The sequence below is a fragment of the Clostridium sp. AM34-11AC genome (genome assembly GCF_003435375.1).
In the GTDB taxonomy this organism is placed as follows: Bacteria; Bacillota; Clostridia; order Lachnospirales; family Lachnospiraceae; genus Pilosibacter; species Pilosibacter fragilis.
Genome location: NZ_QWGL01000037.1, coordinates 1 through 22,369, shown reverse-complemented (window position 1 = coordinate 22,369; position 22,369 = coordinate 1). Strand labels below are relative to the sequence as shown.

Below are 22,369 nucleotides of genomic sequence, written 5' to 3'. Positions count from 1 at the left end.
AACTGAAAGTTTCACCTCTATGACTTAGTTTATTTCTCATAGTAAAATGCTCTGCTATACAAAAAATGTATATTAGCTTCATTTAGATAATCTTCAAATTTTCTTTTTCTTCCATCATCTACATATCTATTATAGCATTCGTACAGGATTCTATAATAGTTCAATTGATTTATCAATCTCTCACTAACCGTTTTTTCTTTTAATATATCCTCACATTTTTCAAAACAATCAACTATTGTATTATCTTCAATTATGCATCCATCTGGAAAATGATGTGCCCCCCAACCTAAAATATCCAAGTATGAATCAAACAGCAAATCAATTGTTTTCTGGTCACACTTCATACTTGAATAAGCAATCTCAAGGTATTTTACTGCCGCTTGATATCCCTGCTTATGATTTCTGAACAACTCATAATACCATCTGCATTCTGGCATTTTCTTCTCTTCGCAACGTGGTGTAATCCACATTAGGATATACTCTTTTAATTCGTATGGAATATCTGCATTTCCCCGGTCTTTCAAAGTATCCCATACATCACTATCACAATAATCCGAAAGAAATTGTGTTAATATTTCATCTTGATTTTCGTCTGACATTTCTCTTAGATGACCAACGATTGCTTGCATTTCTTTGTTTGCAAGTTTTTTTAACCCGTTATGATAAATATCCAAATATTTATATAAACTATTACTGAAATCACAATATACCATTCTGTCTCCTTAAACCTCAAGGCTTATGTACTGTTCGTCATATAACTAACAAAAGAATCTATTCCCAAAGTGCATTTATTTTATCTGGTAATATATCCCTCAGGGACTTCTTCCGTTCTCGGCAGACTGTAAACCTCGTAATAAGTACGGTCTTTTTCTTTGACCTCACTGTAATAGTTGAGGCTGTACAGTTCTCCGTATCGGAAGCAGTTTTTGTACTGTTCGGCTTTGGCTGTCTTAAGAATTGCCGCCAGTGTGTCGCAGAAGTCCACAGTACGGATTTTCTTTCGCTTAGTCGCTCCGATCTCCGTCTTAACTCTGTTTATTTATCTGTTTGCATGCAGGAAATTCCATATTTTTGAATCATCTTGAAAAGCATGGATAAAAATTCATCTTTTCCATGTGTCAGGAATTTGAAACTGATCTTGTAAGTACCTTCCCGTGTGTACAGCCGCAGCTTCATCCATTCCGCTTTTTCCGTTTTTTTCACTGCAGCCATTTCGATTCTTTGGATGTTTCTCCAGTAAAGTTCACGTTTTCTGTGCAGTGGGTATTTGATGGTCATTTTTTCCTGTGAATACCGGATATTTGTATTGAGCATCACAACCAGGAACACGATACTGATGACTCCGCAGACAGGTGCAAACAAAAGCGCGAACCTCTGGGAGAAATCACCCTGCAGAAACTGCTGTATGATGCTGTTCTCCGCTGCTGCGGGCACCAGAGTTGCCATATAAATCAGGAGAATGCCGATGCCCATAGCTGCCAGAAGATAATACTCGGAGCCATAGCGCAGAATACATTTTTGCGATTCTTCGTACATATGGGAACGATAGTAGCTGGCAATCTTTTCTGGGCATGTTTTCTTGATCATATCGCAAAATACATCATAATTTACCATTCCGAGCCTTGCGGTAAGAACCTTGGTTCCATCCAGAAGATATAAGTTGACTGCATTGTCAAAGTTACCGTCTACTTTTCGGATTTCCTCCCACTGAAAGGTTCTGGACTTGCGAAAGGGCTTTTCAATCCGGACTTCCCTGCTGTTAAAATAAACGCAGTCCCGACCTGCCACATTCCCGCTGAAAATCAGAAGCATGCAGATCAAGATTGAGGTTATGACGAGCAGGCTCCACATCTGCCGCGCTTCTGCAGGTGCGCCGTCTTTTATGTAAAGTACGAGGAAAAAGGCAACAAAAAGAAGTTGGAATACGCCTACTGCATAAGCGACATACCGTTGTCCTGGCGGCTGGCACAAGATTGCCATCCCTTTGGGGATACGCGCTATCTGCCGTCGGTTTCTTCCTGTGATCAGATAAATGATTTTTGTAGTCAATAGCAAAACCAGCGAAAAGATCAATTTCTCCATGCTTTTTATTCCATCCTTTTCAATCTACATTTGGTATAGAACATGTACTTACTCCTGTCTTTAAAATGTATGTCATCTAATTATCTCAAAGTGCGAATTTGCCCTTTTACTTTACTCTTTGAACCACTTTTAATAAGCAATCCTAAAATAATCCAAATACTCCTTATACTTGTCCTGTGCAGTCAGGCAGGTATCGGTCAAATAGCCTTTTTCGTTGTCCCATTCCTTCAATCCACGATAATAGGACAGCTTCAAATTATCCTCAATGATAAACGGAACGATATTGTATTTCAGGCACTCCTTAAACATGATCAATCTGCCCACACGGCCATTGCCGTTCTGGAACGGATGGATCCGCTCAAACTTCACATGGAAGTCCAGAATATCCTCAAAGGTCTTTTCTTCCTTGGCGTTATATTCCGTCAGCAAGGCCTTCATTTTATCGGCAGCTTCTTCCGGAAGTGCGGTTGCCATGCCGCCAACTTTATTCGGCATTGTTTTATAATCGCCTACAGTGAACCAATCTTTTCTGGAATCACTTGTACCACTTTTCAGAATCAAGTGAAGTTCCTTGATAAACTTCTCTGTCAGTGCTGCCTTTGCATGACCAATAATCATATCAATACAACGGAAGTGATTTGCTGTTTCAATCACATCGTCCACATTCAGCACTTCTTTTTCTACACCAATGGTATTGGTTTCAAAGATGTATCTGGTCTGATCATGGGTCAAACGGCTGCCCTCGATATGATTGGAGTTATATGTTAAATCAATCTGTGTCTTATGGTAAATGCCTCCGGAATACTTACTTACCTTCTGCTCCTGCAAAATATCCAGCAAGGTAATCGGCTGTTCTTTCTTTTTATTGGAACGCTCCGGCTTCTCTGCATTTTCGGGAATATTCCAAGTCTTGCCGTTAAGAAACACACCGTCTACTCGTCCTTGAGCGCAGTAATTTCGAACGCTTCGTTCCGACACATTCCATTTTTTCGCTATTTCATTAACTGAACGATATTGCATCCATATCCCTCCACTTTTCTAACGCTAAATCAAGTTAATCCTTTGTGTCCGTCAAATTTTCCATCTTAAACACATAATAACCTTCATAGTAATAACTGTGATCAATACCCTTCATATAAATTTCTCGATCATTTACATGATCCGTAAGTGCATTTTTCAGAAGAAACTTTATTTCGATATCTTTGATAGGACTTCGCTCCATGGCAAGCAGATAATCTTCTTTATCCACCTTGCTCCAGTCAACCACATAGCCGATTTCTTTTTTCAACATCAAGTCAAGCCATATTCTTGTACTTCTCCCATTTCCCTCTCGGAACGGATGAGCCACGTTCATTTCAACATATTTTTCGACAATTTCATCAAAAGTTGACTGTGGCATTTTGTCTATATTCTGTAACGCTGTTTCCAAATACATCAGCGGAGCAAATCTAAAATTTCCTTTTGAAATATTAACCTTTCGTAATTTACCGGCAAAATCATAAATCTCATCAAAAAGACATTGATGGATCATCGCAAGACTTTTATAAGTTCCTGGTTCTAATGTCTCAAAAAAGCCACTTTCAAACATTTCAAGCGCTTTTTGCTTACTGATTCTTTCTTCCATTCTTGCTAATTCTGTAGAATCTGTAATACCTAATTTATTTTCAAGCATAGTTTCCCTCACATTCTTCATGCGATCACTTTTCCAGTCACAAATCTATTTTTATAAGTATACCATAATATCGGCAATAAATCTATTTTATTATGAAATATTCAACTTTTATTTTGCCGTATTTAATAGTTCTTCCTTCCTATTAACATAAAAAATGGCAAAGTGCTTATCGACAACATTTCACCGTTGGATGTTGGTAAATAAAATATCCTATAAATACGATTGGTGTGAAAATTCCCCTCATCCTGTTTTTATTTCTCACAAACTATGATACAATCATTAGAAATAGCCGACAAAATCCAAGGAGGAAATCAACGTGGAGAAAAAACGGATTCGGGACTTTGGAATCGTACCCGGAAGAGTGAAAACAGGAAAAAGAAATACGATTACGGATGTACCTGGTGTACTGGTAGGACACTGTACTGTGAACACAGAAGAAAATCATACCGGTGTGACCGTGATCATCCCTGGACCGGACAATGCATTTGCAAATCACTATACGGCGGCAGCCTATGTCCACAATGGATTTGGGAAAAGTGCCGGTCTGGTACAGGTAGAAGAGCTTGGGACCCTTGAAACGCCGATCGCCCTTACAAATACGTTAAATGTCGGAAAGGTTTGGGATGCACTTGCCGGTATCGTGATCGAGCAGTGCCAGAATGATGGGCTGGAACCCATGAGCATCAATCCGGTCGTTGGCGAGTGCAATGACTGCCGGATCAACCAGATCCAGAAACGTGCAGTTGGTGAAAAAGAAGTGCGGCAGGCTTTTGCGGTCGCTGCCGAGGAGTTCGAAGAAGGGGATGTCGGCGCCGGCGCCGGTACCATCTGCTACGGCATGAAGGGCGGAATCGGATCTGCGTCCCGCGTGATCTGTATTGGTGAAAAGGAATACACCATCGGCGTTCTGGTTCAGTCAAACTTTGGTGCAACCGAAGACTTTGTGCTGAACGGAGAAGCTGTTGGTCCAAAAATTCTGGAATGGAAGCAGGAAAAGAATGATATGGCTGCATCCGAAGAAGACAAAGGTTCGATCATGAGCATTCTGGCTACCGATCTCCCATTGACAAGCCGTCAGCTCAAACGGATTCTGAAAAGAACAGGGGTCGGCATCGCACGAACCGGCGGTTATACAGGACATGGAAGCGGAGAAGTCATGATCGGCTTTACAACCGCAAATCGGATCCCATCCGGTCGCGAGGAGGAGCTTCTCCAGTTATCAGCAATTCCGGAGCATGTGATCAACCGGGCTTTTCTCGCTGCGGCGGAAGCCGAACAGGAAGCGATCTTAAATTCCATGACGGCAGCAAAACAGACACGCGGAAGAGAGGGAGAGCTGTATTACAGTCTTGCAGAATATCTTAACGACAGGGAAGCCTGAACCTCAAAATAGACTTGAAGCACCATTTCCGGCAATATCACCGGTTCTGGTGCTTCTTTCATTCTAAATGCCCAGCGATAACCTCTGTTCAGAATCAGTCCATTGGGCGATATCTACACTCTTTCACAAGCAATCATACTTCGCCGACTTCCCCTTCGCCTTCTCCACCGGATACTTTCTCTCGTTCATCCCCATCTTCATATTCACGATCTCATCCGCGTCAAGTCCCAGCTTGTCCAAAAGGTTCTGGGAGTATACGATCACATCCGCCAGCTCCTCTTTTACATGCTGCAGGTCATACTCCTCATCGTTCCACTGGAAGCACTCCAGGAGTTCTGCTGCCTCGATGACGATGGATTTCGCAAGGTTCGCGGCAGAATGGAACTGCTCCCAGTCGCGGTCATCGGTGAATTTGCGGATTCTGTCTATGGTTTCCTGTTTCATAAAAATTTCCTCTTTTCCAGTAAATGATCTCATTTCAGTTGTGTTCTGAGCATGAGCAGATAAGCCACTCCCATCCTGCTCCTATCTGCCGCTTATTACTTCCATTCCTTCCACACCTCCGGCTGATACCCCAGTGTGGACTGTTTCCCGTTTCTTACAACCGGCGTCCTGATCACGGACGGATTTTCCAGAATCTTCTCTAACTTATCCTCATCCGCGATATACTTGATCAGTGCAAGCGTATCCTTATCTTTTCCATCCCAGTTGACCATATTTTCGATTCCGCCGTTGACCTCTGCAACTGAACGAAACTCGCCTTTGCTCATTCCCTTCTCTTTCATGTCAATAAACTGGTATTTGATACCGCGCTCTTTAAAAAAACGCTCCGCCTTCTTTGTATCATTGCACTTTTTTGTGCCAAAAATCTGTATGTTCAAAACATTCTTACTCCTTTTCTGTCCTGGAAATATGCCCTGGCTATTACTCCTCCATCATCTCAAACAAACTCATCTGCTCCATCTTAAACTCCGACAATACCATCCGTTTCGTCTCCTCACCCTTCATATGGGTCACATCCACTCTCTGTACCCCATTCCGAATACTGGATTCGACAAGCTTTAATACGTAGATATTGTCAAACCGGTTGTAAATGGAATCGCCGCCTAAGCCGGAAAGACAGATCAGCTGCGTGTTTGTCTTTTTTGCCATCTCGATCAGGGGTTTTAAGAGATGCTCCGCATTTGTCTGGGCAAACGGGTTGTCCATGATCAGGACTTTCCCTTCCTCACCGGAGGTAAAGAGATCCGTCTCATCGCGCCGCATGTAGCTTAAAAGGCAGGTCAATATAACAAAGGCAGACAAAAATCCTTCGCCGCCGGAGTTGGCGGATACCTCGGACCAGGAGATCGGCACTTCGCGCTCCGCCTCGATCTTGTACAGCCGGATCTTCACGTTCTGGATTCCTGCAACATCATCGTACAGCTTTCTGGTGGTGATCACTCTTCCCAGAAACTCTGTCAGGTTTCCATTTTTTTCGATCGTCTCGATTCCAAGCTTCACGATATTTTCAAAATAGTCATGCAGCTTCAGCCGGAAGTGCTCTTTCTCCGTCTCCCAGTCAGGCACCTGGATCCGAAGCATTTTCAGACTTCTTCCTCTCACAGAGATCGTAGAGTTCTTATCGATCATGCCGATATTCGCATTGATCTGCTCAACGTATTCCAGAAACATCATTTCCAGATTTTTCTGTTCGTCATCGATATGAGCGAGATCGATCTTCAGTTTTTCCAGCTGATTTTCATACGCCTGCCGGTTCATTTCAAACTGCCTGAACAGATTCCGCGGGCTGGCTGTCTGGGAGAGCAGGCTGTCGAAAGTCTTTTTAAAGTAATCATCCGCATACGTTTTTCCGGACGCGATCACGCGGATCAGCTCAGACACGTCACCCCTGCACCGGTCCAGTGCCTTGGAACTCTCCGTGATCTTCCTGCGGATCTCCTTCTGGTATCCTTTTATGACATCCATTTCCTCATTCCGCACATCCGGGACCCGCTCCTGAATGGACAAAAGAATTTTATTCTCTCCGGTTTCCGAATGCGCGTCAGCCCCACTCTCTGGAATCAGACTATCTGACGCGATCGAACTCTCCACAGACATCCGTTCATCTGCAGAACTCAGACCATCTCCAGAAATCAACTCTGCAGGAATCGGCTCATCCACATATTCCTCCACGCCTGCCTCCTGCGAAGCTATCTGTATATTTCTCTCCCGAAGCTGACTCAATTTCTTCTGATGTGCCGCAAGCTCATATTCCTTGAGATTCAGACGTTTTTCGAATTCCGTATCTGTGATCGTCTTTCTCTCTGCCGGCTGCTCATATCCGGTTTCCTTTTTCAGATTCTTCATATAGAGCGTGATCGTTGTTGTCAGCGCGCCTTCTTTTCTTCCAAGAGCAGTATTTTCTTCGTTCGCTTTATTAAGTTCCCTCTCCGTCTGCTTTTTCTGCCGCTTCCATGCGTCATACTGTTCTTCCGTACACACGAGACTCTGGTATTCTTTCTCCGGGATCTGACTGTCCTCATTTTTCTTTTTGAGCTCTGTCCTCTTCCCGCTGATTCTTCCGATCCAGTCCGTCTGTGACTTTCGAAGCTCTTCCACACTGTCCGATATCACCTTCGTCAGCGCATAGTATCTCGCTTCCAGCTCTTCCGAGGTCATCTGCGTCAAAGAAGACAGATCCCTGTTCTCCGCTGTTCTCGCGATCTCTTCAAATTCCGCCTGTTTCTTCTCCTCGCGGTCGATCTTCTCCGCAAATTCCTTCACCAGTGCCCTAAGTCCCATCTCCTGTTCCCGGAGTTCACCCAGACGCACGGAAAGCGCTGTCTGCTTCTCCGTAAGTTCACGATTCTCCTTTTTCAGACGTTCCAGACTTGTCCGGTCCGTCTCATACTGATCATATTTTTTGAGGAGGATCTCAAACTGTACGTCCATTCTCTTTAAGCCATCGATCTGTTCCTTTACCGTATCCGCAAGCGTTTCGATCTCTTTTTTCTCCTCTTCCAGCCTGCTCTGCTCCCGATAGATCTCTTCCAGACGTCCTTTTACGGCTGTCCTCTCATCCTTCAGACGATTGATCTCTTTTTCTGTCTGCTGACAGAGAGCCGTGCTGAACGTCTGATTTTCAACCACACTCCGGTAGCTTCTGTAGGTCTCAAGATCGGCGTCCTTGTCCTCCACCGCCTTTTTCAGATCTTCGATCTCCCGGCGGATCTTCCCCAGAATCTTTTCCAGCTCCTCCCGGTCAAGAAGATGTGTGTTGAACATGACATAAAAATGTACATTCCCATAAGCCGCAAATCTGGAATCTACATGTTCCTGCTCCTGTTCCAGCTCTTCCTTCACAATGATCGGAATCGGGAAGCTTGTATATAATTCCTCCCCGTTCTTTTGAAATCGCTCAAGGAACGACCGTTCCATCAGGATCGAGTAGGGAATAAACGGATTCTTCTTCACAAGTTCGGCATTTTCTTCGGCTGTCCTGCCATTTTTTGAGAGCCATTCCATTCCGTATACAAGGTCGATCCCGTTCTGCTCCATATAAGTCCTGATGTTTTCCGGAAGCTCCGTGATCTTTCCCTCTTTTAACTGTCTGAAATGTTTTTCCTGATCCCCCTTTTTCCGAATCAGTCTGCTTCTCGCGACATCTAATTCCCTGATCTTTCCGTCAAGCTGATCCAGGATCAGATCTCTTCTGTCAAGATGTTCTTCGTCCACATTGGCATATTTCATGATCCGCAGACGTTCCGTTTTTTGTCTTTCCAGATCTGCAAGTTTCTCAGAAACATGGTCGAACTTATGGGCAATGTCATTTAACGTCACAGTTCCGTCCGAAGCTTCCTGCGAAAGCTTTTTCCGGGTCTGTTCCTGTTCCATAAGTTTCCGGGCGTATTTCACCGACTTATTTTTCTTCTCCTGCAGTCCCGCATCGATCTCCTTCCGGAAAATCTCCAGCGCTCCATCTTCATAAAGCCCAAGGAGATTTCTCCTGAGGTCGGCGCCAAACTCCCTGTTAAAGGAGTCTTCCACCTCATCATAGCTCCTGACTCTGCTCTCTTTCGCTCCAATATCTCCGCTTAATTTCCGGATCTCCCGCTCCTTCTCGTCCCGCTCCCGTTGTGCATTTTCCCGGGCTCTTTCCGTTTCCGCAAGTGTTTCCTCCTCCGACTGTCTCTGATCCTTCAGCTTTTTGGCATTTTCCGAATACAGCGCATATAAGCGGCATCCGATCTTCTCGATCTCATCCTTCGATTCTTCCGTTTTCTGTAAAAGTACCTGAAGTTTCGCGTCCACCTCCGCCTTCTGGCGTTCAAAGTCCTTTAATTCCAGATAGATCTTATGAAGATCATACGTATCGATCTTTCGTAAGAGATGATTCTTCAGAGACGTGAGTCTTGTGATCTCGATCTCCTGCTGCGCTCTCTGTGAAAGGATCTCTGTTTTCTGGTCCTCACTGAGATAGATCTGGTAGGAGAGCTGTTCATAAACGATCTGTCTCTGCTCTCTCTCGATCTGTTCGAACTTCTCCTGACCGGCAGAGATCTCTGTCTGCAGCCGATCCAGTTCTTTCCGGAGCGATTTCGCATAGAGGATTATCTCTGTTCTTAGGTTCACAGCGTCCCGGTCTTTCTGCGCATAATCATCAATCATATTTTTCAGCGGTTTCGTGTCCTCAAAATACTGTTCAATGATCCCCTTGCGGCGGATCTTCGACTGATTGCTCCGGTACTGTTCAATAAACTGGAATGCCAGCTTCCGGAACTCGTCGATCTTATTCTTTTCCTGATTTAATTTATCCTCGATGGGACGCAGAAACCAGTTTTCCACCAGATCCTTTTCATCCTTTGCGTTCTGGAACAGCTCCGAAAGCCCGGACTCCTTCTGGTTTACCTTCCGGATAATGCTCTCCCATTCTTTATTGTTGATCTGATACTGGCGGAGTGTGGAAAAATACTGGCGTCTCCCGTACTGGCTCGCCATATCATACAGGCGGAAATTCCCCGGCTCACTCCTGCTGATCTCTTCCAGAAGATTTTTGCATTCTCCGAAGCCCTTCAGGATCTTTTTATTTCCGTCCTGTCGAATGATTGGAAGATTGTCAAGGTCATATTTACAGCCATTCGAATAGCTCCCGGTAAATGTGTACATTTCCAGCTCTTCCGTGTCATTATCTTCCTTCTGGTTTTTCCGCACCATCATCCCCGCCAGAAAACGATCGATTCCATTGTCAAGGATCCATTCCGTCATGAGGAACGTCGGACGGTTCGTCGTAAAATAACTCTTAAACGGCCGATCTCCGAAATCCCGGTATGTCCGGTTCACAAAAAGACTCACGATCATCTGCACCAGTACGCTTTTCCCACCGCCGTTGCGCAGGGAGATCAGCGTATTCTGACCACCGAGATCAAAGGTTTCGTCGTCGATCTTTATGGTATTATTATTGTAATTCAGGTTTAAAATCCGGATCCGCGATATCTTACTCATGTGTCTCCCCCAATGTCTCCATGATCCTTGCGTAATTTTCCTTGTTCAGGATCTTGTATTCCATAATGTTGTCGAGTTTTGCTGTGGTCTTGATCATCTCATCTTCCGGGATAAAGATAATCAGCTCCTGTCGGTCCAAAAAATTACAGATAATGCTCACATATCCTTCCTTCGTATACTTTGACCGGCTGCCTGCCTCCACACTCTTTAACGCTTCATAAGCTTCACTCATGCTCTTATAATCCAGAACAGTTTCGTACATCTCGGTGTAAAGATTCGTTCCATCCTGCTCCCTCTCCTGTTCAAGCGCGAGTCCCGCCTTCAACCGCTCTGACACGATATTCTGCAGCTCTCCGAGTTTCAGGAATTCTCTGGATTTGCTGGTGCTTCCCTGCCCGTCATAGAATTCTGCAAGCAGCGTCAGGATCACAAACTGAGCCAGATAGTAATCTCGGTCCGTGGCATTGGGTTTACATAATTCTTTTTTCAGATCTGCCTTCGTAAATCCAAGATATTTATTGTCGATATCCGGCATCAGATAGATCGTGGTTCCGTATCTCTCGATCTTACAATCCGCAATCTCCGCCTGATTTTTCACTAAATTCATGACCTCCTCGTGCTCCACATAGGCACGGTACAGATCATTGACTCCCGCGTCCAGATCGCTTAATGCTCCATGGCACAAAAGGTAGTAAAATATTTTCTGGCTGTATGTGATCATCTCTGCTTCGTATGCCATCTCTTATCTCTCCTCATAGCAAAAGCCCACGTTAGAACATTTGAAATTTCTCCGGTTCCCGGCTTCGTCCATCACGTTTTTAAAATGTACATGTTTCCCGTCTTCCATTGGGAATATATGGATCTTCCCGATTTTCCGGTATCTCCGGTCTTCCAGAATAGCCAGAAGCATCTCATTCAGTACAAAGCCCTCTGAAGCATCCATGAGATAGTCTGTCTGTTCTTTCTGAATCGTCCCGATATCGATCGTTCCGGCTGTCAGGAACTCGATGATGACTTCCCTGAATATTTCCGCAGTTGGAAGCAGCCGTTCCCGTTCTTCCTCTTTACAGCTGATATTTAATGTTTCCAGTGTCATTTCCTTATGGATTACCAGCTGTTCCAGGATCACATTGACGCAGCCCTCATATTTTTTCATCCGTTCCTGCCTGCTCTGCTCCTTTTCCCGGTTGTATTTTTCCTCATCAAAATCCAGTTCCATAGACTCATCTTCCACATCTGATTTCTTTAGCTTTTTCTGATATTCCATCATTTTTTCCGGGTTGAAAATCTTATTTATCCGGCTGCTAAACAGGGGCGCAAATATTTTATCCGCGTTTTTCAGAAGTGACGCATCCTTCAAAATCTTGTCATAGACATCACTCCGGAACGGAAACCGCTGCACCAATGTCATATTGGAATAATTTTCCAACTCCTCATCGTACAGTTTCTTCAGGTCAAAGTGCTGTCCCAGAATCCGCTGATGCTCGTCCAGCGTCTGCGTCAGATACCGTCCGATCGTTCTGAGATTTCCCAGATTCGCTTTTTCTTTTTCCGTGAACTCTTCCGCATTCATCTGCTTTTCTTCGAATTCTTCAATTTTTTCTTCAATAAAATCGCGGTGGAGCCGGAACTTTTCCCTGGTCTCCACCACGGTGCTGATATTGTCCTCCACTAATTTTCCATACTCTTCCACGGAATAGGATAAAGCGTTTCTCCGGACGGCTAACATTGCCTCCTCGATCTTCTGGCTCTGTTTGCGCAGCTGACCGAAAATATTTTTGATGTCATCGACAGCCCGGTTATAATCTGCCTTTTCCAAATGCATTTTAAAAAGCATTTCGTGAACAGAAAGCTTCATATTATTTTCCATTTCCATTGTTGCCAGCAGCATGTTATATCCCTCGTCCGTCAGATAATAGGAGGTTCTCCTGACTCCATTCTCCAGATATACGACCTTATTATCAATATAGCGGATATTGATGTCCTGATAGGTCCGTTTTTCATAATCAAAGGCCTTAAAATACATGGAAGAACCGCTGTTCCCAAGGATATCTTCCACCATAAACCTTGCAAATTCCTGACTTTTCTCAAAGTTTAATTTCCGCCCGTAATATCCGTAGCTGATGTCCTCCACAAATGACGCGATCTCGTCCATCGTGCAGTTTTCTTCCCGCAGAGAATACTCCATAATGAAAAGGAGCAATGTAAACAGCATATTCATCTGCTCATCCCGTGTCTCGATCCCATATTCTTTCCAGAGCTTTTTATCAAAGCTGTTGCTGCAAAGCACCGAATATCGGCCGACGCACTTCATTCTCTGATCAAAATTTTTCAAAAAATCTTTATCGATCATCATTTATCACCAATCATGTTCATTTAAAATTTCCTGTGGAATGTATTTTCCCATATCAAGCAGCTCCCGGATCTGATGCCTCCGCTCCGCATCAAATGCCGACAAAAAGCTGGTTCCGATGTTGGCGTTCTGCTTTTCCTTCATATCCGGTAGTCTGGAAAACCCAAGCTGCCATGCCTTATCTAACATCTTTTCATACGCCTCTTTAAAAATATGGATTCCGCTCTCCCGGTACTGCTTCTGCTCGATCAAATGTTCAAAGATCAGAATGCCCTCAAAATCAAGATCACCGAAATAAAACAATGCATTCTTTCCCAGGAAGTATCGTTCCGCACCATTGACATAATCCTCAAAGGTCTTCCAGATTCCTTTTCCGGCTCCGTAGATCACTGTACCGAACTCCCTTCCCATGATCCTGTCATTTCCGGAATTCATATATCTCCGAATATCAAAAAAGGTGTCCTTATTTTCTATGATCAGAATATTCTGCGGTGTCTGCTTGGAACAGGAATAATAAGAAAGCGGCTCTGATGTTTCATAAAAAGCCAGCGTTTCCGGAGTGATCGCAACTCTCTTACAAAGCTCAAGACCGCCCTCTCTCTGGAAATACTTCTCCCTGTGGAAAATCTCAAAGCTGCGCTCATTCATTGTTTCCTGAACCAACAAAAGCTCCGAATGATCCTTTAGATAATCGCTCAAAAGCTGCAGCTTCTCCCTGTCCCTCTCGTAGCATTCCGGATGTTCTCGGTAATAGAACGTATTGATCCTGGGATGATACCGATATTTCAGTTCCTCATAAAGCTCCGTATAATCCGCTTCTTTTTCGTATTCCCAAAAGCATAGCGGCAGTGCCGGCTTCCTCCCGTTATTCTTTGCACTTTTCATCGGAACAAGCTCTCCGTTCTCGATCCGCCGCATGACAACTTCATAAAACTTTGAATAATCTGCCTCCGAAAACTCTGCTGACAGCTCCTGTAAGTAGACCTTGTGTTTCTTCATCTCCCTGACTCCGCTCCTTTTTCCACGCTCGCTTTATATGTATCTTAGCATCAGGAGGCGGAAATGCCAAGGTGATTTCGCGATTCTCTGATTCAGAAAAAATATTTCCTGCTGCAAAAAAGAACCAGAAGGAATCATTCTCCCTCTGGTTCTTATCTTCATTCATGTTATGTTACGGAATCAGAAATTCAATCCTCCAGCCTCGGTCCAACCTCTTTCGGGATCGGGCAATCGTACTCGCCGTTTGTCTCCGCCATCCACTCGTCATGAGCTTTTTTCAGGATCTGCGGGCTTTCCATGGTCTTTAATGCTGCTAACGCCATCGCCTCGCCGGCATTTAACATCGCCTTATGTGCGATCCCGGTATTTCCGTGAGCGGTCATCTGCCATGTATGTGCTGCAGTCCCAAGAGTTGCAGTCGCAGTCGTACACATCGCAGTCGGGATCACATAGCTTGCATCACCGACGTCTGTAGATCCGGCCTGGACCTTACCGTTCCAGACAAGCGGTGCGATTCCGGTATGAAGCGGATGCGCCTCGATCTCCTCGATATGATTTGCGCCAAACATTCTGCGCATATTGGCGCGCTTTGCCTCCATCTCATCCGGTGTCGCGGTCTCATGGAAGAATTTTGACGCCAGGGCAAAGTCCGCCTCGTCGTATTTCGGAGCACCGATCTCCTCCATGGACTCGTGGAGAACTTCTGAGAGGACATGGTTCGGGATATAGTCGGAAAGTCCGGCGTAAAGCTCGTATGTCATCTCGGTTCCCGTCATCTTTGCGGCGCCTTCCGCCACATCAACGACGCGCTTGTAGATCTCCTTCACCTGCCACGACTTTGGTGCGCGGATAAAATAGTGGACTCTGCTGTGTCCTTGGACAACGTTCGGGGCGATTCCTCCTACATCACGGTACGCGTAGTGGACTCTCGCGTCGGAGATAATGTGCTCCCGCAGGTAGTTGACTCCGACGCTCATGAGCTCCGCAGCGTCCAGTGCGGAACGTCCAAGTTCCGGGGCTGCTGCCGCGTGGGAAGTCACACCCTTAAAGTTGAAGAACACGCTGACATTCGCCAGTGTAGACTCGGACCAGATCGCATTCTTATCGCCCGGATGCCATGTAAAAGCAGCATCCACACCGTCAAATACACCTTCTCGTGCCATGATTGCCTTTCCGTCTCCCTTTTCCTCACTCGGGCAACCAAAAAGGATCACAGTTCCCGCTTCCGGGTGCTCCTCGATATAAGCTTTTACAGCAAGCGCTGCCGCCATAGCACCCGCACCGAGGAGGTTATGTCCGCATCCATGTCCATCCGGGTTGTCCCCTGCGGCTTCCTTTCGCATCGTGCAGCCGCCTTCCTGGGACAGCTCCGGCAGGGCGTCATACTCGGCGAGGAAACCGATCACCGGCTTTCCGCTTCCGTATACAGCCTTGAACGCCGTCGGCATACCGCCGACTCCCATCTCCACCTGGAATCCCTCTTTTTTCAGGACTTCCTCGTAGAGCTTCGCGGTCTTGAATTCATGGAATCCGACCTCTGCGTAGTCGAAAATTTTGTCGCTGACATCAACGATCAGAGCTTTTTTATCTGCAACTGCTTTTAAGACAAATTCTTTTTTATCCATATTATTTGTCCGAATTTCCGGATCTTCCTTTCTTAAATTTATCAGGAAATTACGCCTGTGCCGCATGTTTTCATATTTTCCACCGACCAGGACGCTTATTTTCCCTTTACGCGCTGATCTTTCCCTTTTTATAAAGTGCTAGGGAGTAAATCACCGACAAAATAATCACACCGACCATAATATAGCTCTGGTTTGAGGAGAACACCTTGCGACCGATCACTAAGATCGCGATGATCGGAAGTGCGATCGGAACGATGGCCTGCTTCGGGGCCTTTAAGATGAACGGGAACAACAGGGCACCCATAAGTGCCGGAACCATGTTCTGGAATGCCGGCTGTAAGAACGCATTGTTGTAGATCGGCTCAAAGAGCGGAGCTAAGAACAGCATTCCCAGGAATACAATGGCTGTTGTCACGAATGTGGATGCCGCAACGGCGATGATCGCAACGACATCGGCGCGGTCACTTCCGGCTGTGTATCCTGCAACTTCCATAGCGTTGACCGCCGCCGGGACTTTCATATTGCTGACATTACCGGTAACACAGGACATGTAGAGCGCGCCGCTTCCGATGATCGGCATGAAGGACAGGTTCTCACAGATACCGCTGATGCTGAATGTCAGTAGAAGCGGGATCGCATTTTTCAGAATTTCCGGAATATTCATGGAAATTCCATTTACTGCGGCAAGTCCGAAAGGAACCGCCATGAAGCTGATCAGGGCACAGACAACTGTGATTCTTCCGAGTCTGTGGATCTTATTATAAAAGCTGTTATCTTTCATATCGTTTTTCCTCCTAAATAAGCAGATTCGCTACACATGCACCGAGCATTCCAACGATCATGCTGAGCGGGAATGCGAACTCTTTCAACTTCTTGTGGTTCGCCGCAAACTTGTTTACGAAGATCGATGTGATACCGGCAACCAGGATCGCTGCAACCGCCGGGATGTTCGCGATATTTGTGAAATGCGGAGCTGCCATGGTTCCATAGAGACCGAGGAACATTGCTGTCGTGATGATCGGAACGAGCTTCGCGTTGCTGTTCTTGATGGACTCGACTTTCTTATCGTACGCCTTTAAGAAGAAAACGTTGAAAATATTTCCGCCAAGAATTCCAATTGTTACAACAAACAGAATAAACACAAAAGTATCAGCCGGGATGTCCGGGACGGTGATGGATTCCAGGCCCAGCGCTTCTGCCGCCATGTTCGCGACCATGGTCTCATATGCCGCGGACCCTACAACGCTTAAGCGGAGCCACGGGAAATAGCGGCCCAGGGACGGAACTAAGAGCAGGTAACTCACAATGATCGGGAGTGACGGGATAATAGAGAAGATCGCGCTGCTTCGTGCGGCTTCCTTCATCTCCTGGTCTGTCATGTTCAGTTCTTTTCCGCGTTTGAATGCCACGATCATAAAGATCACCGGCTGGAGAAGAACGATCAGAATGGTGATTCCACAGAGAATTGCCATCGTCGTACTGTTTGCTAACTGCAGATGCGTACTCATAGTGATTCCTCCTTATGTATAGCCCGGAATGCAATAGTTACAGATCACTCGCCAGTTTCTATATCTGTTTGGTTTGACATATCCGGTTGATTGGTATACACTTGATTATACCATTTCTACAGAGTTTTACAAATTTCCCGTTTTCATCACGTTATAACTGAAACGTTATAAGTCAGTATTCATCCGGGCTGTGATATATCCGTGATATTATAGATCATGTTCCCGGATTACATCCACAGGGCGGCTGGCTTTTATTTCAGAAAGGAGACCATCCCTATGAATCTTCAGAACATGGAATACCTCATCGAGATCTCAAACTGCGGTTCCATCTCCGCCGCCGCGAAGCACCTCTTCGTGACCCAGCCCTATCTCAGCAAGGTCCTCAGGGAGACGGAAAAAGAGTACGGGCTCACAATCTTTACCCGCGGAAAAAACGGAATTATCCCGACGGAATCCGGACGGCTCTTTCTCGACATGAGTCGGGATCTCATCGAGCACGCGAAACATTTTAAGACCACCTTTAAGGAACACTCGGAAGCTTACCGCCTGCGGGTCTCCTCCAGCAGCTGTTCCCACGCCAGCGATGCCTTTATCCGCATGGTGAACTCTCTTGCGGACACGCCGTTCCGTTTTTTCTACCGGGAAATGACCGGAAATGAAGTCATCGAGGATGTCTACACGAACCGCGCCGACATCGGATTTATCATGTATCCGGCCCATAAAGCAGACAAGATCCAGGAAATTCTCACCTTCCGCCATCTGGAAGCGCGCCCGCTGTTCCAGTCCCCGACACAGTTTTTCTGCCGGGTAGGACATCCGATTCTAAAGGAACTGGATAACCTGACACCGGAAAAGCTGTACCAGTACAACTTCGTCCTCTATCCAAGCGAGAGCACAAAGACCCGGGCCGCGGAGAGCGTTTACAATGACAAGACGCTGCAGCTCATCAACTGGAACAGGATCTCCCAGGTCATCTATGTCAACAGCCGCGCCCTGCTCCACAACGTGATCCAGCGCTCCGACTATCTCGGAATCGGATTGATCCCGATGCGGGAGCAGGTGGAAAACTATAATATCGTCTCATTCCCGCTTCCGGACTGGATGCAGCCGGAAGCCGACCGGTACGGCGATTATATCAGCGCCTATATTTTCCAGAAAGGTATCCAGCTGCCAAAGGCCGCCAGGGCGTATATCACGTTTCTGGAGCAGTTTTATGGTCCGGATTCGGGGTATGAGGAAGAATGCTCTGAGAACAAAAACCTGTAGAATTGTTTCGTTGAAATCTGCAGGATCGCCGTTACTGCACACGGGTAGGAATTTTCTGAACTGAAAATTCCGTACAGTACAGTGGTGGTAGTGGATTTTGCCGATTTGGAATGCGAAGCATCGGCAAAATCAGTTACTGTTTGCGCAAGGCGTGAACAGTAACGAATCGCCCTTTCGGCGAGTTTCTAAAAAATACCCGGAAGCTAAAAAGCTCTCAGAAAAACTGCTTTTGATCTGCAGTCTCTCCGGGAGCTTTTCTATGTCCGCCCGGACGGCTGTTTTTACACAGCCAGTCCAGACAATGATTCATTTCATATCTTTCACAGCGTTCTGATATCCGCTGCATTTATCCCCACATCCGGGAATCTCACATCATCTTATCCACCATGCCCATCAGCTCATCACCGACAGCTTTGGACTTCGCCTCAGCATCATCAAGGGAGGTTCCCTTAACGCCATAGTAGAATTTGATCTTCGGCTCAGTTCCGGACGGACGGATGCAGAGCCATGCGCCGTCATTCATATCATAGTAGAGAACATTGGACTCCGGAAGACCTGTCTCTTTTACTTCGCCCGTCGCAACCTCTGTGATCGTGTTCTTCTTGTAATCACGGATAGAAGTTACCTCGTAACCGCCAAGTGCCTTCGGCGGATTCTTGCGGAAGTTCTCCATGATCTCCTGGATCTTCGCAAGTCCCTCAATTCCCTTTAAGCCGATGGATTTTACGGTATCCTTGTAGTAACCGTACTTCTCGTACATGGCAACCATCGCATCCCATAAGGTCATGCCCTTTTCCTTGTAGTAAGCGGCAGCCTCACAGAGGGCGGCAGTTGCGGAGATCGCGTCCTTATCACGGGCATATGTACCGATCAGGCAGCCATAGCTCTCCTCCATACCGAACATGTAGGTTCCCTTGCCGGTTGTCTCTTCTTTTAAGATCTGCTGACCGATATACTTGAATCCTGTCAGAACCTCGACAAGCTTGCAGCCATAGTGTTTCGCAACGGCGTCAACCAGATTTGTGGTAACGATGGACTTTACGACCTCGCTGTCAGCCGGGATCTTTCCTGCTGCCTGTTTCTGGCTTAACACATAGTCACATAACAGGGAGCCGGACATATTTCCGGTCAGCGGGATATATTCACCGGACTTTGTATCTTTTACATAGACGCCGAGACGGTCAGCATCCGGGTCTGTGGCGAGAACGAGGTCCGCGTTCTTCTCCTTCGCAAGCTTTAAGCCAAGCTCAAATGCCTCGGCGGCTTCCGGGTTCGGGTAGCTTACGGTCGGGAAATCGCCGTTCGGGAGTTCCTGCTCCGGAACCACATAGACATTCTCAAAACCGATCTCCTTCATCACGCGGCGGGCCGGGATATTTCCGGTTCCGTGGAGTGGAGTGTAAACGATCGTGATGTCCTTCTGCATGCGGTTGATCGCTTCCTGATTTACGACCTGGGCTTTCACCTGGGCGATATACCTGTCATCGATCTCTTTTCCGATAACCTGGAATTTTCCACTCTTTAATGCCTCTTCCTCCGTCGTTGTCTTAACGGTAGAAAGATCCTCAATGGCGAGAACTTCGGCTGTCACACCTTTGTCGTACGGCGGTGTGAACTGCGCGCCGTCCTCCCAGTATACTTTATATCCGTTATATTCCGGCGGGTTATGGCTCGCGGTGATGTTGATACCGGCGATGCAGCCTAACTCGCGGACTGCGAAGGACAGCTCCGGTGTCGGGCGAAGGGATTCAAATTTATACGCCTTAATGCCGTTTGCGGCAAGTGTCATTGCCGCCTCCATGGCAAATTCCGGGGACATATGGCGGGAATCGAAAGCGATCGCAACACCTTTGTCGGCTCCGCCCTGTTTGATAATATAGTTCGCAAGTCCCTGGGTCGCACGGCGGACTGTATAGATATTCATACGGTTGATCCCGGCGCCGATGATGCCGCGGAGTCCCGCGGTACCAAACTCCAGATCCATATAGAAACGTTCCTTGATTTCGTTTTCATCGTTCGCAATTGCCCGAAGCTCTTCTTTTGTCTTCTCGTCAAAGTACGGATTGGCAAGCCATTCCTGGTAGATCTTCATGTAATCCTTCATGTTTTGACTCCCCTCATGCATTATTTTCCGGGGCGGAAAATATAATTCCAGCCGCCTGTAAGATAGGTTCATTATATTACATTTCTAATGAAAAATAAAGTTATTTCCATATCCCGTTTCTTGATAATCTTCTTGTTTTAACCCCAAAAACCTTCTATAATGAACATGTGTGGTGCAATCGAAAAATTTTTGTGTAAAAAAATATTTTATATTGAGTGAGGATTACATATGGAAAATTATAAGAGTAAGATCGTAACTGCGGAAGCTGCCGTTGCGGCAGCCGTAAAAGACGGCGACTGGGTCGATTATGGATTCGGCGGAGGCTTCCCGGAACTTCTTGATAAAGCACTTGCTGCAAGAAAAGGGCATTTGAGGGATGTTAAGATCCGCGGCGGTCTCGTGATCCGTCCGCGCATCGAGGTCGTTGAGGCTGACCCGGAACAGGAAAGCTTCTCCTACTACAGCTGGCATATCGGTGACTACGAACGGAAACTCCAGACCCGCGGTCTCGTAAAATTCATGCCGGTGGTCCTCCGCCTTCTCCCGACACTCTACCGCCAGCGCTATATCCGGACAGACGTTGCTTTCGTCCCGGTATCCGCGCCGGATGAGAACGGCTACTGCGGTCTCGGCATCTCAAACTTCGCATGGAGAACCATGTTTGAGAGTGCAAGAACTGTGATCTTTGAGATCAATGAGCATTATCCGAAGCTTCAGGGTGTGGACGGTTCCCACCGTGTCCATCTCTCCGAAGCGGATTATATCGTAGAGGGCGAACATGAGCCGCTTCCGGTAAGAACCTACAAAGCTCCGTCTGAGACAGATATCCAGATCGCAAAGCTCGTCGTAAACGAGATTCCGGACGGCGCGGTTCTCTCTCTCGGCGTCGGCGGCGTTCCGTTCACCGTTGCGAACATGCTGGCGGAATCCGATCTCAGGGATCTTGGCTGCCATACCGGAACCATCAGTGACGCCTACTTAAACCTCTGGAAAGCAGGAAAGCTCACAAACGCAAAGAAAGAATTTGACACCGGTCTCTCCACCTGGAATCTCGCGATGGGATCTCAGGAATTCTATGACTGGATCTCTGAAAATCCGAAGCTTTTCCACCCGGCTGACCTCGATTATGTCCATGATCCGCAGCGCATCGGAACCATGAAGAATGTCATCAGCATCAATGGCGGCGTGCAGCTTGACCTGATGGGTCAGGAGAATGCTGAGTCCGCGGGAACCCGCCAGCTCTCCGGCATCGGTGGACAAATGGATTTCCTTGAGGGCGCTTACCGCTCCGTCGGAGGAAAAGGATATATCTGCATCAACTCCGCGAGAAAAGCAAAGGACGGCACCTTAAAGTCCAACATCGTTCCGTTCATTCCGGGCGGCTCCACCGTATCCGCTCCACGTACCATGATCCAGAGCGTTGCGACCGAGTACGGTATTGCGAACCTCTCCGGAAAGACCTTAAGAGAGCGCGCCGAGGCCATGATCGCGATCGCGCACCCGGATTTCAGGGATGAGCTGGAGCAGTATGCGAAAGAGGCGTTCCACTGAGAAATAGTTTCTAATGATACGACTTTAATCCCTGTTTTACCGCCTCCGCAAACGGTGCGCAGTGCTCACTCTGGATTGCAATGACCTTCAGCATCTTTTCGATCATGCCGCTGGCGAGGAGATGTTCCAGTCCAAACACAACTCCTAAGAACAGGGTTCCGTTGCCCAGCGGCACAAAGATATGCTCCCGGACCTCCATTTTTACATATATGCCGGTAGCTCTTGGCTTCGCAAGAAAATAATTTGCTGTTATCTGGGACAACAAGTTAATCATATGGGTAACTCTGAACCTCCCGCTCAGACCAACATCATAAACTTAAGATTAGATATTACACATTTATATT

General features: G+C 46.6%; 18 protein-coding genes and 1 pseudogene. 3 read left to right on the top strand and 16 right to left on the bottom strand.

Features of this window, described 5'->3' with window-relative positions; translation table 11 throughout:
• Window positions 1-29: 29 nt before the first annotated feature.
• The 5 genes and pseudogenes from DW826_RS15435 to DW826_RS15415 all read right to left on the bottom strand — a co-directional run bounded on the left by DW826_RS15435 (window position 30) and on the right by DW826_RS15415 (window position 3,754).
• On the bottom strand, window positions 30-713 hold the full coding sequence (locus tag DW826_RS15435; protein WP_117553153.1) for a hypothetical protein: 684 nt from the start codon (window positions 711-713) through the stop codon (window positions 30-32).
• A gap of 92 nt (window positions 714-805) precedes the next feature.
• Window positions 806-1,033, bottom strand: a pseudogene (locus DW826_RS15430) (site-specific integrase); the annotation flags it as partial.
• A 2-nt stretch (window positions 1,034-1,035) separates the two neighbouring features.
• Window positions 1,036-2,082: a hypothetical protein gene (locus DW826_RS15425; RefSeq protein ID WP_117513846.1), complete on the bottom strand. Its 1,047-nt coding sequence runs from the start codon at window positions 2,080-2,082 to the stop codon at window positions 1,036-1,038.
• A gap of 129 nt (window positions 2,083-2,211) precedes the next feature.
• Window positions 2,212-3,102, bottom strand: a complete 891-nt coding sequence (locus DW826_RS15420; protein WP_117513844.1) for a Fic family protein — start codon at window positions 3,100-3,102, stop codon at window positions 2,212-2,214.
• A gap of 34 nt (window positions 3,103-3,136) precedes the next feature.
• Complete coding sequence (locus DW826_RS15415) at window positions 3,137-3,754, bottom strand: Fic family protein (RefSeq protein WP_117470131.1); 618 nt, start codon at window positions 3,752-3,754, stop codon at window positions 3,137-3,139.
• Between the two features lie 316 nt (window positions 3,755-4,070).
• Here DW826_RS15415 and DW826_RS15410 point away from each other — a divergent pair, with 316 nt between their 5' ends.
• The gene (locus DW826_RS15410) at window positions 4,071-5,135 is read left to right on the top strand and encodes a P1 family peptidase (RefSeq protein ID WP_117553152.1); all 1,065 of its coding nucleotides are present in this window, start codon (window positions 4,071-4,073) and stop codon (window positions 5,133-5,135) included.
• A 123-nt stretch (window positions 5,136-5,258) separates the two neighbouring features.
• On the opposite strand, the gene DW826_RS15405 is transcribed toward DW826_RS15410, so the two are convergent.
• From DW826_RS15405 to DW826_RS15365, 9 genes are all read right to left on the bottom strand, one after another.
• The gene (locus DW826_RS15405; protein WP_015552630.1) at window positions 5,259-5,579 is read right to left on the bottom strand and encodes a nucleotide pyrophosphohydrolase; all 321 of its coding nucleotides are present in this window, start codon (window positions 5,577-5,579) and stop codon (window positions 5,259-5,261) included.
• A 95-nt stretch (window positions 5,580-5,674) separates the two neighbouring features.
• Window positions 5,675-6,016 (bottom strand): arsenate reductase family protein, encoded by a 342-nt coding sequence (locus DW826_RS15400; protein ID WP_117470060.1) that lies wholly within the window; start codon window positions 6,014-6,016, stop codon window positions 5,675-5,677.
• Between the two features lie 43 nt (window positions 6,017-6,059).
• Window positions 6,060-10,619: a hypothetical protein gene (locus tag DW826_RS15395; RefSeq protein ID WP_117553151.1), complete on the bottom strand. Its 4,560-nt coding sequence runs from the start codon at window positions 10,617-10,619 to the stop codon at window positions 6,060-6,062.
• Entirely contained in the window at window positions 10,612-11,358 is a 747-nt protein-coding gene (locus DW826_RS15390) for a DUF6063 family protein (protein ID WP_117553150.1), read from the bottom strand. The genes DW826_RS15395 and DW826_RS15390 overlap by 8 nt, the downstream gene beginning before the upstream one ends.
• A 3-nt stretch (window positions 11,359-11,361) precedes the next feature.
• Window positions 11,362-12,972, bottom strand: coding sequence for a hypothetical protein (locus DW826_RS15385; RefSeq protein WP_181968093.1), 1,611 nt, complete (start codon window positions 12,970-12,972; stop codon window positions 11,362-11,364).
• 6 nt (window positions 12,973-12,978) lie between these two features.
• Window positions 12,979-13,971 (bottom strand): Wadjet anti-phage system protein JetD domain-containing protein, encoded by a 993-nt coding sequence (locus DW826_RS15380; RefSeq protein WP_117484708.1) that lies wholly within the window; start codon window positions 13,969-13,971, stop codon window positions 12,979-12,981.
• Window positions 13,972-14,159: 188 nt separating this feature from the next.
• On the bottom strand, window positions 14,160-15,596 hold the full coding sequence (locus DW826_RS15375; protein ID WP_117553156.1) for an amidohydrolase: 1,437 nt from the start codon (window positions 15,594-15,596) through the stop codon (window positions 14,160-14,162).
• A gap of 106 nt (window positions 15,597-15,702) precedes the next feature.
• Window positions 15,703-16,377, bottom strand: coding sequence for a hypothetical protein (locus DW826_RS15370; RefSeq protein ID WP_015552636.1), 675 nt, complete (start codon window positions 16,375-16,377; stop codon window positions 15,703-15,705).
• Between the two features lie 13 nt (window positions 16,378-16,390).
• Window positions 16,391-17,104, bottom strand: coding sequence for a DUF5058 family protein (locus tag DW826_RS15365; protein WP_015552637.1), 714 nt, complete (start codon window positions 17,102-17,104; stop codon window positions 16,391-16,393).
• 276 nt (window positions 17,105-17,380) lie between these two features.
• Between DW826_RS15365 and DW826_RS15360 the strand changes: the two genes are divergently transcribed.
• Complete coding sequence (locus DW826_RS15360; protein WP_015552638.1) at window positions 17,381-18,370, top strand: LysR family transcriptional regulator; 990 nt, start codon at window positions 17,381-17,383, stop codon at window positions 18,368-18,370.
• A 367-nt stretch (window positions 18,371-18,737) separates the two neighbouring features.
• Here the strand turns inward: DW826_RS15360 and DW826_RS15355 are convergent, their stop codons facing one another.
• Entirely contained in the window at window positions 18,738-20,474 is a 1,737-nt protein-coding gene (locus DW826_RS15355; RefSeq protein ID WP_117553147.1) for a phospho-sugar mutase, read from the bottom strand.
• A 228-nt stretch (window positions 20,475-20,702) separates the two neighbouring features.
• On the opposite strand from DW826_RS15355, the gene DW826_RS15350 reads away from it, so the two are divergent.
• A complete protein-coding gene (locus DW826_RS15350; RefSeq protein ID WP_117553146.1) occupies window positions 20,703-22,025 on the top strand; it encodes an acetyl-CoA hydrolase/transferase C-terminal domain-containing protein in 1,323 nt (440 codons plus the stop codon).
• A 10-nt stretch (window positions 22,026-22,035) separates the two neighbouring features.
• On the opposite strand, the gene DW826_RS15345 is transcribed toward DW826_RS15350, so the two are convergent.
• Window positions 22,036-22,299 (bottom strand): pyridoxal-phosphate dependent enzyme, encoded by a 264-nt coding sequence (locus DW826_RS15345; protein ID WP_117553145.1) that lies wholly within the window; start codon window positions 22,297-22,299, stop codon window positions 22,036-22,038.
• Window positions 22,300-22,369 lie beyond the last annotated feature (70 nt).